Source organism: Pseudomonas sp. LAIL14HWK12:I7 (assembly GCF_000483465.1).
In the GTDB taxonomy this organism is placed as follows: Bacteria; Pseudomonadota; Gammaproteobacteria; order Pseudomonadales; family Pseudomonadaceae; genus Aquipseudomonas; species Aquipseudomonas kermanshahensis.
On sequence record NZ_AXYZ01000013.1, the window covers coordinates 1 to 13,947 of the forward strand.

Consider the following 13,947-nt stretch of genomic DNA (forward strand, 5'->3'; position numbering starts at 1 on the left):
CTCAGGGTCGGCTTTTGCTGGTTCAATGCTGACCTCAGGCTTGTGCTTGACCTGTAGGAGCAGCCTTGTGCTGCGAAAGGGCCGGTATGGCTGAATATTTTGTTAGGCGGTGATGGCCTCTTCGCAGCACAAGGCTGCTCCTACACAGTTCGCGGCTGGGTGGGGCTAGCCTTTCACCGGCGCGACGGCCAGTTCCACTTGCTCGCTCTTCTTGATCACCGCATACACCACGGCCGTCAGCAAGCTGCCGGCGACGATCGCCAGCAGGTACAGCAACGCATGGTTGATGGCATTGGGGATCAGCAGCACGAACAGGCCACCGTGCGGCGCCATCAGCTTGCAGCCGAAGTACATCGACAGTGCACCGGTCAAGGCCCCCCCGGCGACACTCGCCGGGATCACCCGTAGAGGGTCCTTGGCGGCAAACGGGATGGCACCTTCAGAGATGAAGCACAGCCCCAGTGCCAACGCGGCCTTGCCCGCCTCGCGTTCACTCTGGGCGAACTTGCGCCGGGCGAGGAAGCTGGCAATGCCCAGGCCGATGGGCGGCACCATGCCGGCGGCCATGGTCGCCGCCATGGGGGCGTAGCTCGACGAGGCCAGCAGGCCCACCGAAAACGCGTAGGCGGCCTTGTTGATCGGGCCGCCCAGGTCGACGCACATCATGCCGCCGAGCACCAACCCCAGCAGGATGGCATTGGTGGTGCCCATGCTGTCGAGGAACTGTGTCAGCCCTTCGAGCATGGCCGCCACCGGCTGGCCAACCACGTAGATCATCACCAGGCCCGTGAACAAGCTGGCCAACAGCGGAATGATCAGGATCGGCTTGAGCGCCTCCAGGCTGCTCGGCAAGCGTGCCCAGCGGGCAATGGCCTTGGCGCTGTAGCCGGCGAGAAAACCGGCGATGATGCCGCCGATGAAGCCCGCGCCCAGGGTGCTGGCCAGCAACCCACCAATCATACCGGGCGCCAGGCCCGGGCGGTCGGCGATCGACCAGGCGATGTAGCCGGCCAACAGCGGCACCATCAGTTTGAACGCCGCCTCGCCGCCAATCTGCATCAACGCTGCCGGCAAGGTGCCCGGCTCTTTGTAGGCCTCGATGCCGAACACGAACGACAAGGCGATCAGCAGGCCACCCGCCACCACCATTGGCAACATGAACGACACCCCGGTGAGCAGGTGCTTGTACACGCCGGTCTTTTCACCCTTACCGGAAGCGGAGGCCGCCGCGGCATCTGCAGCGTTCTCGACCTTGCCTTCAGCCAGGGCCTTGTCCAGGGTGGCGCGTGCCTGCTTGAGGGCGATGCCGGTGCCGCAGCGGTAAATGCGCTTGCCGGCAAACCGTGCGGTGGGCACTTCGATGTCGGCGGCCAGCAGCACCACGTCGGCTTCGGCGATGGCTTGGGCGGACAGCGGGTTGCGTGCCCCCACCGAGCCCTGGGTCTCCACGGTGAGTTGATAGCCCTGCTGCTGCGCGGCCTGCTGCAAGGCTTCAGCGGCCATGAACGTGTGCGCGACGCCGGTCGGGCACGCCGTGACCGCGACAATCCGCACGCCAGCCCCACTCAACGCTGCCGGGCTGTCGGGCGTATCCGCCAACAGCTGGGCGTTGGCCGCCGCCTCGTCGAGGAACCCCTCACGGTCGGCCAGGGCCTGGGACGGCGTGCTCTGGTACACGCGCTTGCCGACGAAGCGGGCCAGGTCGATAGGCCCGGTGCTGACTACCAGTACCCAATCGGCCTCGGCAAGCTGGGCCGCCGTCAGTTGCCGCTCGGGGTGCTCAGCGTCCTGCACCTCGACACGGGTGCTCCAGCCACGGCGCTGCGCGGCTGCCGCCAGCAAGCGCGCGCTCAGCACACTGGACACCTGGCCGTTGGGGCAGGCGGTGACAATGGCAATGTTCATCGGCAACCCTCTTGTTGTTCTGTCAGTTGCACGCCGGCTTCAAGGCGTGCCAGTTGCTCGCGGTCACGTATGCCAAAGCCGACCTGGGTCACGGCCTGGGCGGCAATGGCGGTAGCGCGGCTCAAGGTCTGCGCCGGCGCCTCGCCACGCAACAGGCCGTCGACCATGCCAGCCACCAGCGAATCCCCCGCACCCACGGTACTGGCCACCCGCACCGTGGGCGGCTGGGCATGCAGGGCGAGGTCGCGGGCGAACCAGCTGACGCCGTGCTCGCCGGCCGACACCACCACATGCTCGATTCCGCTGGCCAGCAGCCGCTCGGCAGCCGCGCGTTGCTGCGCTGGGGTTTGTACGGCCAGGCCCAGCACCTCGCCCAATTCCTCGGTGTTGGGCTTGACCAGCCAAGGCGCACTTTGCAGGCCGACACGCAAGGCTTCGCCGCTGCTGTCGAGGGCGACCTTGAGGCCTTGGGCTTTGAGTTTTTCGAGCAACTGGCGGAACCATTCGGGGCTGATACCCCGTGGCAGGCTGCCGGCCACCACTACCGCGTCATGCCCTGGGGCGATCTGTTCCAGCCGCCGCAGCAACGCGGTACGGGCGGCTTCATCGACTTCTGGCCCCTGGCCGTTGATATCGGTCACGCGGCCCTCAGCTTCGACCAGCTTGATGTTGCTGCGCGTTTCGCCTGGCACGCGGACAAAACAGTCGGCAAAACCACGCCAGGCGATCAAGGCCTCGAACGGCTGCAGGTTGTCCTGCCCAAGAAAGCCGCCCACGGTGACGCTGTGGCCAAGGTCGGCCAAGACCTGGGCAACGTTCAGCCCTTTGCCCGCCGCATCGCTGTGCTGGGCCTGGCTACGGTTGACGTGCCCCGGGCGCAAAGTATCGAGGCTGATGGTGATGTCCAGCGCCGGGTTCAGGGTAAGGGTGAGGATCTTGGCCATCAGTAACGCTCCACCAGCGCGCGAACCGCCGCGGCGCTGTCTTGTTGCAAGGCTTCGCGCGCCAGGGCGCGGGCCGTTTGGTGATCGGCCTGGCGAACCAGGGCTTTGACTTCGGCAATGCTGCGGGCGGCGACGCTCAACTCGTCAACATCCAGGCCAAGCAGCACGGCCACCGCCTGCGGGTCGGCGGCCAGCTCACCGCACACGCCCACCCACTTGCCTTCGGCATGGGCAGCGCGCACGGTCATGTCGATCAGGCTCAATACGGCCGGGTGCAGGCCGTCGGCCTGGGCCGACAGGCTCGGGTGGCCACGGTCGATGGCCAGGGTGTATTGGGTCAGGTCGTTGGTGCCGATGCTGAAGAAGTCCACTTCGCGGGCCAACTGCGGCGCCAGCAGGGCTGCCGAGGGCACTTCGACCATGATCCCCAGTTGCAGGTCGGTCACAGGGATTTCCTCACGCAGGCGCTCGACCATGGCCCGCGCTTCACGCCACTCGTGCACCTGGCCGACCATCGGGAACATGATCCGCAGCGGGCGCTGGTCAGCGGCGCGCAGCAAGGCGCGCAACTGGTCTTCCATGACCTGCGGGCGCTGCAACGTCAAACGCACGCCGCGCACGCCGAGGAAGGGGTTGTCTTCGGCAGCGATCGGCCAGTACGGCAGCGGCTTGTCGCCGCCGACATCCAGGGTGCGCACCACCAGGGGCCGGCCACCCAGGCCATCGAGCACGCGGCGGTACTCGGCCTCTTGGGTGGCGACGTCGGGTGCCTGGGGGTGGGCCATGAAGATCAGTTCGGTGCGCAGCAGCCCGACGCCTTCCGCGCCCTGCTCCACCACCTTGTCGATACCGCTGCTTTCACCGATGTTGGCGAAAACTTCGACCGCATGGCCATCGCGGGTGACTGCCGGCTCATGGCGACGGGCCCAGGCTGCCTGCAAGCGCTGTTCGCGCTGGTCGCGCTCGGCCAGGGCACGCTGCAGCTCGGCGGCCGCTGGCGCAACACTGACCACACCGCGTTGCCCATCGAGCAGCAATGGCGTGCCGGCCTCGAGCAGCAGAATCGACGCACCGGCACCGACCACTGCCGGAATGCCCAGGGCACGCGCGACAATGGCGCTGTGGGCCGTCGCGCCGCCTTGGGCGGTGACGATACCGGCGACCCGGCTCGGGTCCAGCCTGGCCACATCGGAAGGGCCGACCTCGGTCATCACCAGCACATAGGGCTGTTCGGGCTCGACCTGCGCCTGCACGCCGCACAACTGGGCCAGCACGCGCCGGCCGATGTCGCGCAGGTCAGCGGCCCGTTCGGCGAGCAAGGCGTCATGCAGCGACTCTTGCTGCCGGGCTGCCGCCTCGATCACGGCCATCCACGCCGCCGGGGCGCTTTCGCCCTGGGCCAGGCGCTGCTCGACATCGTCGGCCAACGCCGGGTCGGCGAGCATTTCTTGGTGGGTGACGAAGATCTCGCCGATGGCCTTGTCGCTGCGCTGCACCAAGTTGTGCAGCTCGCTGTTCACCGTTGCCAAGGCCTCGCGCAGCTTGGCCCGTTCCTGGGCGAGGGATTCGCCGCGCAGGGGGTAATCGATGTCGCGCTCGACGCAAACGTGCGCCGGGCCACTGGCAATCCCAGGCGCCGCGCCCACACCCTGAATCCGGCTGCCTGCGGCGGGTGCCTGAAGCACTTCGAGTGGCAGGCTGGCTAGCGGTGCGGAGCTTTGTGGCAGCGGCTCGACGTCCTCGCCCAAGCCCGCTTCGATGGCCGCCAGCAGCGCTGGCAAGGCATCGGCGGCGATGGCCGGTTCGGCAATCAGTTCCAGCTCTTGGCCACGGCGGGCGCCGAGGCTTAGCAGCTTGCTAAGGCTCTTGACCGACACCGCTGGCTGCGCGCTGTCGGTCAGCCGCACACGGATTTCGCCCTCGAAGCCTTTGGCCAGTTGCGCCAGCACCTTGGCCGGGCGGGCATGCAAACCATGGGGGTTGGCCAACACGATGCGCGCACTGGGCCAATCCGCCGGCGCCTCACCGCCCAGCACCTGCAGTACCGCACGGCTGCTGGTGGCCTGGTAGAGCATCTGCCCGCGCCCTTCGATCAGCACTTCGCACAAGCGCTCGAGCAAAGCCTGATGAGCGGCGCCGAGGCTGGCCAGGCAGAACAGGCCGTTGAGCGGCTGATCGCGATAGCGCAGCGGTTGCTGCGGGGTAATGAACGACAAGCCCGGCTGGCGCACCTGGCGCTCGCTGTGCAGCCACCACAGGCCCTCGCCCAGTGGCAAAGGCTCGGCCTGCTGCAGCACGGCGGCAAAGCCATTGTCGACGCAACCGGCGCGCTGCAGCAGGCGCGCACCACGCCAGGCCAGCTCGTCGAAATCTTCGGCCGGCAGGTTCAAGCCAACCAGTTGCGCATCCAACGCCAACGCCTGTGGCGCGCCTTGCAACAGTTTGAGCAAGGCTTCGGCAGAGCTGGCCCGGCGCAGCGCCTCGGCCAGGTCGGTCTCGCCCAGGGCACGGGTCAGCAATTGCAGCAGGCGCAGGTGTTCATCGGAACGGGCGGCGATGCCGATGGCCAGATAGACCTTTTGGCCATCGCCCCAGTCCACGCCTTCGGGGAACTGCAGCAAGCGCACACCGGTGGTGTGGACCAGGTCGCGGGTCTGCGGCGTGCCATGCGGGATGGCAATGCCCTGCCCGAGGAAGGTCGAGCCTTGTGCCTCGCGGGCCTGCAGGCCCGCAAGGTAGCCCTCGGCGACCAGGCCGTCGGCCACCAGCTGATCTGCCAGCAGGCGCAAGGCCTCGGCCTTGTCCGCAGCCTTCTGGCCCATGGCTATTTGCCCTGTGGCGAGCTCGAGCATGCCCTTCTCCTTTTGCAGTGCCCAGGTGGGGTACTGAGGTATTGTTGTCGAAAATGGCCAGTTGAACAGCCTTGCGCAGATGGCAGCCGAGGCAGAAAACTTGGCAGCTGAAACGATTAACCTGACCAGGCGGCCACGTTACTCGATAATCTCCCGAGGAAAAAGCCCCATCCTGTCGGACAATTGCGACAATGGTCGTCTGCGCGCGAGCGCAGCTCCGGGTCAAACTATCCGGTCTGGCCTCGCAGCCAGCCCCGGTAATAACAAGGAAAATTCGGTGAAACTCAGCGATATCGCCCGTCTGGCCGGTGTGTCCGTGACCACTGCCAGCTACGTCATCAATGGCAAGGCCGAACAGCAGCGCATCAGCAGCAGCACTGTCGAGCGTGTGCGCGCAGTGGTCGAGGCCCATGGCTTCACGCCCAACCCGCAAGCCGCCGGCCTGCGCAGCCGGCATACCCGCACATTGGGCTTCATTCTCCCGGATCTGGAAAACCCCAGCTACGCCCGCATCGCCAAGCAGCTCGAGCAAGGCGCCCGCGCCCGTGGCTATCAGTTGCTGATTGCCAGCAGCGATGACCAGCCGGACAGCGAGCGCCAGCTGCAGCAACTGTTCCGCGCCCGTCGTTGCGATGCCCTGTTCGTCGCCAGCTGCTTGCCTGTGGAAGACGACAGTTACCGTGAGCTGCAAGACAAAGGCCTGCCGGTGATCGCCATCGACCGTCGCCTGGACCCCGCACACTTCTGCTCGGTGATCAGCGATGATCGCGACGCCAGCCGTCAGCTGGCCGCCAGCCTGCTCAGCGCAGCCCCGCGCAGCATCGCCCTGATTGGCGCCCGCCCGGAGCTTTCGGTCAGCCAGGCCCGTGCCGGCGGCTTCGACGAAGCCCTGCAAGGCTATGCAGGTGAGGTGCGCCGTTATCAGGGTGAGGCGTTCAGCCGTGAATGCGGTCAGCGCCTGATGCAGCAACTGATCGACGAACAGGGTGGCCTGCCGGATGCCCTGGTAACCACCTCCTACGTGCTGCTGCAGGGCGTGTTCGACACCTTGCAGGCGCGCCCCGCCGACTCGCGCCAGCTGCAGTTGGGCACCTTCGGTGACAACCAGTTGCTCGACTTCCTGCCGCTTCCGGTCAACGCCATGGCCCAACAGCACGGGCTGATCGCCGCCACTGCGCTAGAGCTGGCCCTGGCAGCCATCGAGGAAGAGCGTTACGAGCCCGGCGTGCACGCCATCGGCCGAACCTTCAAGCAACGCATCCCAGCGGCCTGAACATGCGCCTGATCGACACCCACACCCACCTGGACTTCCCTGACTTCGACGCCGACCGCTCGCGCCTGCTGGCCAATGCGGCGGCGCGCGGGGTGGAACGCATGGTGGTGCTGGGGGTGTATCAGGCGAATTTCCAACGGGTGTGGGACCTGGCCTGCGCCGACACGCGTGTGGCTGCTGCCCTGGGCTTGCATCCGGTTTACCTGGGCCAGCATCGCCCAGAGCACCTTGCCCAGCTGCGCGACTGGCTGGAGCGCCTGCAGGGCGACCCGCGCCTGTGCGCCGTGGGTGAGTTCGGGTTGGATTACTACCTGGAAGCATTGGACAAGGATCGCCAGCAGGCACTGTTCGAAGCACAACTGCAGATGGCCTGCGATTTCGAATTGCCGGCCTTGCTGCATGTGCGCCGCAGCCATGCCCAGGTGATCGCCACGCTCAAGCGCTACAAGCCGGCCCGGGCTGGGGTCATCCATGCCTTTGCAGGCAGCTATGAAGAGGCGCGCGAGTACATCAAGCTCGGTTTCCGCCTGGGGCTTGGCGGGGCGGCTACCTGGCCGCAGGCAGTGCGCTTGCGCAAGACCCTTGCCCGACTGCCGCTGGAAAGCGTAGTGCTGGAGACCGACGCGCCAGACATGGCCCCGGTGATGTACCCCGGGCAGCGTAATAGCCCGGAACACCTGCCGGAGATTGCCGCAGCGCTGGCTGAGGTGATTGGCATAGAGGTGGACGTGTTGGCTGACGCCAGCAGCAAGAATGCCTGTGAGTTATTTGGCTGGTAGCTGCCTGCCCCGGCGCTAGCGCTGTAGGAGCAGCCTTGTGCTGCGAAGAGGCCATTACCGCCACAGCCTCTCTACAGCCAAACCGGCCTCTTCGCAGCACAAGGCTGCTCCTACAGAGGTAGCCTCATTAAACCCTGAACGCCCCGATCAACCGTTTCAACTCCACCACCTGAGCAGACAATGCCCGGCTAGCCTCCTCGGTCTGGCAGGCTCCTTGGGTGGTGTCCTGCGCGGCGCTGTTGATCGCCACGATGTTCTGGTCGATGTCATGCGCCACGGCGGTCTGCTGCTCCACAGCAGCGGCAATCTGCTGGTTCTGCTCGACGATACTGCCCACCGCACCCAAAATATTGCCCAACGCCTGCTGCACCTGTCGCGTTTCATCCACGGTGCCAGCGGCCATCTGGTGGCTGCTGCCCATGGCACTGACCGCCGCTGCGACCCCCTCCTGCAAGCGCTGGATCATCTGCGCGATCTCTGCGGTCGAGTCCTGGGTGCGCCTGGCCAAGGTGCGCACCTCATCGGCGACCACCGCGAAGCCTCGGCCTTGCTCCCCGGCGCGCGCGGCCTCGATCGCGGCGTTGAGTGCCAGCAGGTTGGTCTGCTCGGCAATGCTGCGGATCACTTCAAGCACCCGCCCGATGGCCTGGCTGTCACTGGCTAGCTGATTGATGGCCCCCACGCTCTGGTCGATCTCGGCAGCCAGCCGGTCGATGCTGCCTTGCTGGCGTTGCACCAGGCCACGGCCAGTGGCGCTTTCCTGGTTGACCTGTTGCGCGCCATCGGCAGCCAGCGCCGCGCTGCGTGCGACCTCCTGGGCAGTGGCGCTCATCTGGTTCATGGCCGTGGCCACTTGCTCGATTTGCTCACGCTGGCCGCTGACTGCCTGGTTGCTCCGCACTGACACCGCCAACACTTGGCTGGCCTGTTCTTCGACGGCCACCACGGTGCGGCCAACCTGGTCGATCAGGCCACGGATACGCTGCACGGTGTCGCTGAAACCTTGCCCCAGCTCGCCCAACTCGTCGCGGCTGCGGGCCTGGAAGCTGACCGTCATGTCGCCGTCGGCGACCTTGCCCATCGCCTTGCCGAGCTGGCGCAGGGTCGCCCGGGTCGAGACGTAGAACCCGCTGTACAGGTACACAATCAGCGCGAACACACCGGCCAGCACCGCCACCAGGCCGATCATGCGCCATTGTTGCTCGCCCAGCCGGTCCTGCAGTTGGCCCCGCAGGTGCATGAGAATGGCCTCGTTGAGGCGGTAGGTGTGCCCCATCAGCTCATGGGTTTGCTGATAGAACGCAGGCCAGGGCGCGTCCAGAGTCTCGGCCACCACCACCTGCGCTTCGAATAACGCGGCGGCCTGCCTGACCGTCGCCTGGCTGGCCTGGGCGCTGCTGGCCAGGGCTGCTTTGGCCGCGGGGTCACTGCCCAGGGCGTCCTCCAAACGCAGTGCGTAGTCGGTGGCCAGGCGCTCGAGGCGCTGCAGCAAATCTTCGAAGCGCGCGCTGCCGGACGAATCCATGAAGCCACGCCCCAGGGCAATGGCCCCCATCGCCTGCCCGTCCGCCAGGGCCTGGGTGACCTGCGCCGTCGCCACACCAAGCAGGTCGTTCAGTTGCCGCACCGAGGTTTGGCTGTCCTGGCTCAGGCCAGATTGGCTGGCCACCAGGCGGGTCAGCACCTGGGCCTGGGCGAGCAAGGCGTCGAACAACGCCGTTTTGTTCTGCAGCGAGGACTCTTCGCGGGCGCGGGCAAAGGCATCGGCCAAGTCCTCGCGCTTGGCTTCCAGCTGCGGGTCGTCGCTATGCAGTGCCTGGAGATGCTCCTGCACGTTGCCCTGCAACGCAGCAATACGCGATTCGACATCACCGGCCTGGCCCGACTGGCCGATTACGGCATTGATCTGCAGGAGGCTGCCCAAGGCTTCGAAGCCTGCGCGCAGGGCCAGGCTTTCGCGCAGGGGGGCGATGCCCTGCAGCTCGGCGCGGGTGGCCTGAAACTGCTGGTACGCATCGCGTACCAGGTAGCCGCTGATGACCAGCATGGGCAGGAAAAACAGGACGCTGACAAGGCTGAACTTCTGACCGAAGCTCAGCCGGTTCATCAGTGCGATCGCCGGATAAAGCAGACGCTTCACGGGGCACCTCCTTGGATTCTTATTGTTCTACGGGGTAGCACAGTGCCACGTGTATACCGCAGATCGAATCGGAGGTTTGTAACTTATGGTTAAGCCCCGGTAGGAGCAGCCTTGTGCTGCGAAGAGGCCAGTAGCCCCCCCTGAATCTTCGGGATGCAACTGGCCTCTTCGCAGCACAAGGCTGCTCCTACAGGGCGCGTGTTACGGCGGTGAGGTCAGACCAGCACCGTCCACAACGCAAACGCGGCGTACCACAGCACCGCGCAGCGCAGCAGCAATTCCCAAAGGCTGTCCAGCCGGCTTAGGCCACGCTGGCTGTCTTCTTCCTCGGGGATATCGTCGGCAATGCGCCCAACCCTGGCCACCAGGTGGCCGGCGCTGATGTGCCAGTTAAGGAGCTCGTGGAGCATCACGCGGGTCACCGCGACGAAGTTGCCGACCAGCGCGAAGCTCAAGGCCATCACCCGCACCGGCAGCCAATCCATGATGTGCCGCAGCTGCTCGGCACGCGCCTTGAGCGCGGGCTGCTTGCTGTGCTCGCCGCACAGCGCCAGCAGGCGATAGGCCAAGGCAGCGCCTGGGCCGAGCACGAAATACCAGAAGATCACGGCGAAGAAGCTCTGGTAGGCCTGCCACAGCAGGTAACCCTGCACCCGCACCAGCAGGCTGTGAGGCTCGTCGGCCACCAGGCCCAGGTCGCGCTCGGCCACGTGCAGGGCGGCCTGATCGTCACCCCGCCGCCAGGCATCGCGAAACGGCCCCAGCGCCGCTTTCGCGTCGCCGCGGCCCAGGCTGTAGATCAACACCAGCAGGTGCACCGGCAATGCCAGCAGGCCATAGGCGACGGGCTCCAGCACATGCAGCAGCAAGGCCAGCACCGCTACCGGCGCCAGCACCAGAATGGCCAACGTCCACCACGGCTGCACCTTGCCGCTGCGCTCCAGGCGCACCAGTTCACCGAGGAAAAAACCATCGCGCTGTATTCGATGGCGCAGTGCCGAGAATTTCTCGACCCACAGCGCCAGCAGCAAAACCAGAAAACTCATGAGTTGTCCTCGTTATCCTTCACGGTTTGGCGATAGCGGCCCCAGTCGAAGGCCGGGCCTGGGTCGGTCTTGCGCACCGGTGCTATGTCGCTGTGGCCCTGGATGCGTTCAAGGCTGATGACCGGCCAGGCGTCGCGGATCTGCCGGGTCAGCTGCGCCAGCGTGGTGTACTGGGCATCGGTGTATGGCAGGTCGTCAGTGCCTTCGAGTTCGATGCCGATGGAGAAGTCGTTGCAGCCCTCGCGCCCGTCGAAGCACGAGATACCGGCATGCCAGGCGCGGTCGAGCAACGACACGAACTGGGTCACGGCGCCATCGCGCTCGACGAACAGGTGCGCCGAAACCGTCAGGTGGCAGATGCTCTGGAAATAGGGATGTTCATGGGCGTCCAGGCGGTTCTGGAAGAATGCCTGAACCTTGCCGGTGCCGAAACACGCCGGTGGCAAGCTGATGTTGTGAATCACCAGCAGGGAGATCGACTCGCCCTCGGGGCGCGCGTTGAAGTTGGGCGACGGGCAGTGGGTGATTCCGTGGAACCAGCCGGTGGCACGGTCCAATTGCATGGGGCAGATCCTGAAAAAACGCCGGGTACAGAGCAGCAGTATGCCCTGCGTCCGCGGCCGTTTGCATGTGAATCATTGTAATGATGACTCAATGGACCTGCTGTTGCCGCAGCCCTTCGAGCACCGACTCCAGCGCCCGCTCGAACAGCGCGCCGTCATCGAGCACCCGCACCTCTCCCCGGTGCAGCGCCTGGGCGAGGCTGCCGCTGTTCCACTCACGCACTTTCATGCCCGTGCGATTGGCGAACACCAGCCGATCGTTGCTGTCGATGCGCGCCACCAGCTTGCAGCGCAATGGGTCGTCTTCATCGAACACCTCGACCCAGCTGCCGATACGCAGGCGCTGCACCTGGCGCAATGCCGAGGCATTGCCGTCGACAAGGTGCAGGGGGGCGCAGGCGGGCTCTTCGGCAAGGGCCAGCACGATGTCCTCGTCCACCAGCACCTCGTCCAGCACGGGCGGGCCATCGGCCCTGTGCCCTTCGGACGCCGAGCAAGCGCGCAGGTGCAATTGCTCAAGCTGCTGGAAGAAGTCACGGGTGGCGGTGGAGTCCAGCGCCACGCCTGCCAGGCCTTCGCGCAAGGCCTTGAGCAGGCCGGGCACCTGTTGCAGCAGTTGCTGACAGGCCTGCGGGTCATGGTGCGGGGCGATACTGGCGAGCAGCGTGTCCAGGGTGGCCAGGCCGTTGCGCCATGCCTCGGACCCTTCGCCCTGCTTGAGCCACGCCAGCAGCAGCACCTGGCTCCAGGCCTGCACCAGCATCTGCACCACCACGTGCGGCAGCACCCGCCCGCGCAGACGCTGGTTGAGCACCTGCTGCACCTGCTGGCGGGCCTGCAGGGTACGCGCCCGGCCCTCTTCGGCGTCGCGGGTACGCTGTTCGAGTAACTCGTTGCGGCGCCGCTCGTCCTGGCTGAAGGCGAGAAACTCATCGAGCAGTTCAGCGAACAGGCAGGCGTCATCGGTGAAGTCGTTGAGCAGACGCTGAACGATACGTTCCACCCGTACATGCAAACTGTCGCGCAGGCCTTCGGCGCTGCTCTGCCAACCGATCGCGGCACCCGCGATCTCGTTGAGCAAGCGCCGAGCCGGGTGGCTGGCGCGGCTGAACAACCCCTTGTCGAGCAGCGCGACCTTGAGCAGCGGGATGTGCAAACGCGCGATCAATGCCCGTAGGCTGGCGGGCAAGTTGTCGTCGTTGTGGATGAAATCGAACAGCAGGCCGATCAGGTTGATCATGTCTTCATCGGCCGTGGCGATGCGCCGACGCGTGCCACTGCGCACACTGACGCGCAACAACAGTTGTTCCAGCTGTTGGCCAAGCGCGAACTCATCCGCCGCCTGCGTGGCGGGCACATAGTGCTGCAGGTGCGAAAGCAGGCGCAGCAGGTCGGCGGTGCTGATCGGCTGGGCAGCGGCTACCCGCTGCAAACGCGGCGCGATCTGCCCGCGCGCGGGGGCCAGAAGCGTTTGCAGTGAAGCAAAATACGCTTGCCCGGCACTGTCCGCCCCCGGCGCCCCTTGCGCCTCCAGGCTGGACGGCCGGCGCCCGGCGCTCAGGCACCGATCCTCGGCGCGCCGACGTGGCGCAGGCTGCAGCTCGGGCAGCACACCGGCCGCGGCCAGCAACTGGTTAGCCTCTGCGTAGAGCACCTCCACATCACGCAACACGTAGCGTTCAAACAGCTTCAAGAGGATCAGCTTGACCCGCAGCCCGACCCCTAGGTTGCGGCCCGCTTCGAGGAAATAGCCGCACAGCGCAGCGGGGCCCACGGGGTTTTGCTGCTCGCCCACCGGGCGATCGAGCAATGCCTGCAAGCGCAAACCCAGTTGCTGCAGGGCAAGGCCGTCACGCGAGAGCACCCGCGCGACCATGCCGTCGATGGCGGATGCACGCTCGCGCTGCGCCTTGTTGCCTGAACCCTGCGCTTCACCCAGGCTGCCCAGAGGGTCTGCCCGGCCGAGGCTGGCGAAGGTGTGATGGAAGGTGTCGAGAAAACCGCGCTCGATGCTCTTGCGCTTCAGGCGCACGTCGCGCATCGCTTCGAAATACAGGCTCTGGTCGCAGCGCTCAGCGGCCTTGTCGGCCATCTCGAAGAGGGTGACGTCGGTGTTGTCGAACAAGGCCTGCAGGCCTTGGCGCAATTGCAGCGCGGCTTTGTCGCGCACTTGCAGGAGCAATACCGGAAGGCAAGGCAGAGGCGTGCGCGCCCCTCGGTCGATGGCTGCCGCCAGGGGCACCACCTTGCCTTCTTTATGCATCCCTAACTCCTTGCAGGCTTGCTTGCCCCACGGGCAACGAATCGTCAAAGCTATGACGCCAAATACTGGTCACTATTATCGGCAAAAAAACGGACAGCTGCCAGCGCCGTTTCGCTTGCTGGGAAATGACCCTGTATTCGGCCCGATGCTCAGACGGGCCGACCAAAGGTCACCGGCCATGG

The 13,947-nt window shown here is 65.9% G+C and carries 9 protein-coding genes and 1 pseudogene; 2 read left to right on the plus strand and 8 right to left on the minus strand.

The annotated features are described in order from the left end of the window. Positions 1-165 precede the first annotated feature (165 nt). Genes D886_RS0113395 through ptsP form a run of 3 tightly spaced genes read right to left on the minus strand, consistent with a single transcriptional unit; the run spans position 166 to position 5,701 of the window. Positions 166-1,905, minus strand: coding sequence for a PTS fructose-like transporter subunit IIB (locus D886_RS0113395; protein ID WP_027594420.1), 1,740 nt, complete (start codon positions 1,903-1,905; stop codon positions 166-168). Continuing rightward, positions 1,902-2,849: a 1-phosphofructokinase gene (pfkB, locus tag D886_RS0113400; RefSeq protein ID WP_027594421.1), complete on the minus strand. Its 948-nt coding sequence runs from the start codon at positions 2,847-2,849 to the stop codon at positions 1,902-1,904. The genes D886_RS0113395 and pfkB overlap by 4 nt, the downstream gene beginning before the upstream one ends. Further along, the gene (gene ptsP, locus D886_RS0113405) at positions 2,849-5,701 is read right to left on the minus strand and encodes a phosphoenolpyruvate--protein phosphotransferase (RefSeq protein ID WP_027594422.1); all 2,853 of its coding nucleotides are present in this window, start codon (positions 5,699-5,701) and stop codon (positions 2,849-2,851) included. The genes pfkB and ptsP overlap by 1 nt, the downstream gene beginning before the upstream one ends. Before the next feature lie 277 nt (positions 5,702-5,978). On the opposite strand from ptsP, the gene cra reads away from it, so the two are divergent. Then, complete coding sequence (cra, locus tag D886_RS0113410) at positions 5,979-6,974, plus strand: catabolite repressor/activator (RefSeq protein WP_027594423.1); 996 nt, start codon at positions 5,979-5,981, stop codon at positions 6,972-6,974. A 2-nt stretch (positions 6,975-6,976) separates the two neighbouring features. Continuing rightward, complete coding sequence (locus D886_RS0113415; RefSeq protein WP_027594424.1) at positions 6,977-7,753, plus strand: TatD family hydrolase; 777 nt, start codon at positions 6,977-6,979, stop codon at positions 7,751-7,753. 127 nt (positions 7,754-7,880) lie between these two features. Here the strand turns inward: D886_RS0113415 and D886_RS28825 are convergent, their stop codons facing one another. From D886_RS28825 to D886_RS0113435, 5 genes and pseudogenes are all read right to left on the minus strand, one after another. Further along, positions 7,881-8,594 carry a methyl-accepting chemotaxis protein gene (locus D886_RS28825; RefSeq protein ID WP_371097824.1) on the minus strand — a complete coding sequence of 238 codons (714 nt, stop codon included), beginning with the start codon at positions 8,592-8,594 and terminating at the stop codon, positions 7,881-7,883. A 144-nt stretch (positions 8,595-8,738) separates the two neighbouring features. Continuing rightward, positions 8,739-9,860, minus strand: a pseudogene (locus D886_RS28830) (HAMP domain-containing protein); the annotation flags it as partial. A gap of 248 nt (positions 9,861-10,108) precedes the next feature. Then, complete coding sequence (gene ampE, locus D886_RS0113425) at positions 10,109-10,939, minus strand: regulatory signaling modulator protein AmpE (protein ID WP_027594426.1); 831 nt, start codon at positions 10,937-10,939, stop codon at positions 10,109-10,111. Next, positions 10,936-11,502 carry a 1,6-anhydro-N-acetylmuramyl-L-alanine amidase AmpD gene (gene ampD / locus D886_RS0113430; RefSeq protein ID WP_027594427.1) on the minus strand — a complete coding sequence of 189 codons (567 nt, stop codon included), beginning with the start codon at positions 11,500-11,502 and terminating at the stop codon, positions 10,936-10,938. Before ampD ends, ampE begins: the two co-directional genes overlap by 4 nt. Positions 11,503-11,590: 88 nt before the next feature. Further along, a complete protein-coding gene (locus tag D886_RS0113435) occupies positions 11,591-13,765 on the minus strand; it encodes a DUF1631 domain-containing protein (RefSeq protein ID WP_027594428.1) in 2,175 nt (724 codons plus the stop codon). Positions 13,766-13,947 lie beyond the last annotated feature (182 nt).

Bases quoted from the DNA above. Each gene is read 5' to 3' on its own strand.
- D886_RS0113435 (WP_027594428.1), bottom strand. From the start codon at position 13,765: ATGCATAAAGAAGGCAAGGTGGTGCCCCTGGCGGCAGCCATCGACCGA.
- ptsP (WP_027594422.1), bottom strand. From the start codon at position 5,701: ATGCTCGAGCTCGCCACAGGGCAAATAGCCATGGGCCAGAAGGCTGCG.
- D886_RS0113395 (WP_027594420.1), bottom strand. From the start codon at position 1,905: ATGAACATTGCCATTGTCACCGCCTGCCCCAACGGCCAGGTGTCCAGT.
- ampE (WP_027594426.1), bottom strand. From the start codon at position 10,939: ATGAGTTTTCTGGTTTTGCTGCTGGCGCTGTGGGTCGAGAAATTCTCG.
- D886_RS28825 (WP_371097824.1), bottom strand. From the start codon at position 8,594: ATGAACCAGATGAGCGCCACTGCCCAGGAGGTCGCACGCAGCGCGGCG.
- D886_RS0113415 (WP_027594424.1), top strand. From the start codon at position 6,977: ATGCGCCTGATCGACACCCACACCCACCTGGACTTCCCTGACTTCGAC.
- pfkB (WP_027594421.1), bottom strand. From the start codon at position 2,849: ATGGCCAAGATCCTCACCCTTACCCTGAACCCGGCGCTGGACATCACC.
- ampD (WP_027594427.1), bottom strand. From the start codon at position 11,502: ATGCAATTGGACCGTGCCACCGGCTGGTTCCACGGAATCACCCACTGC.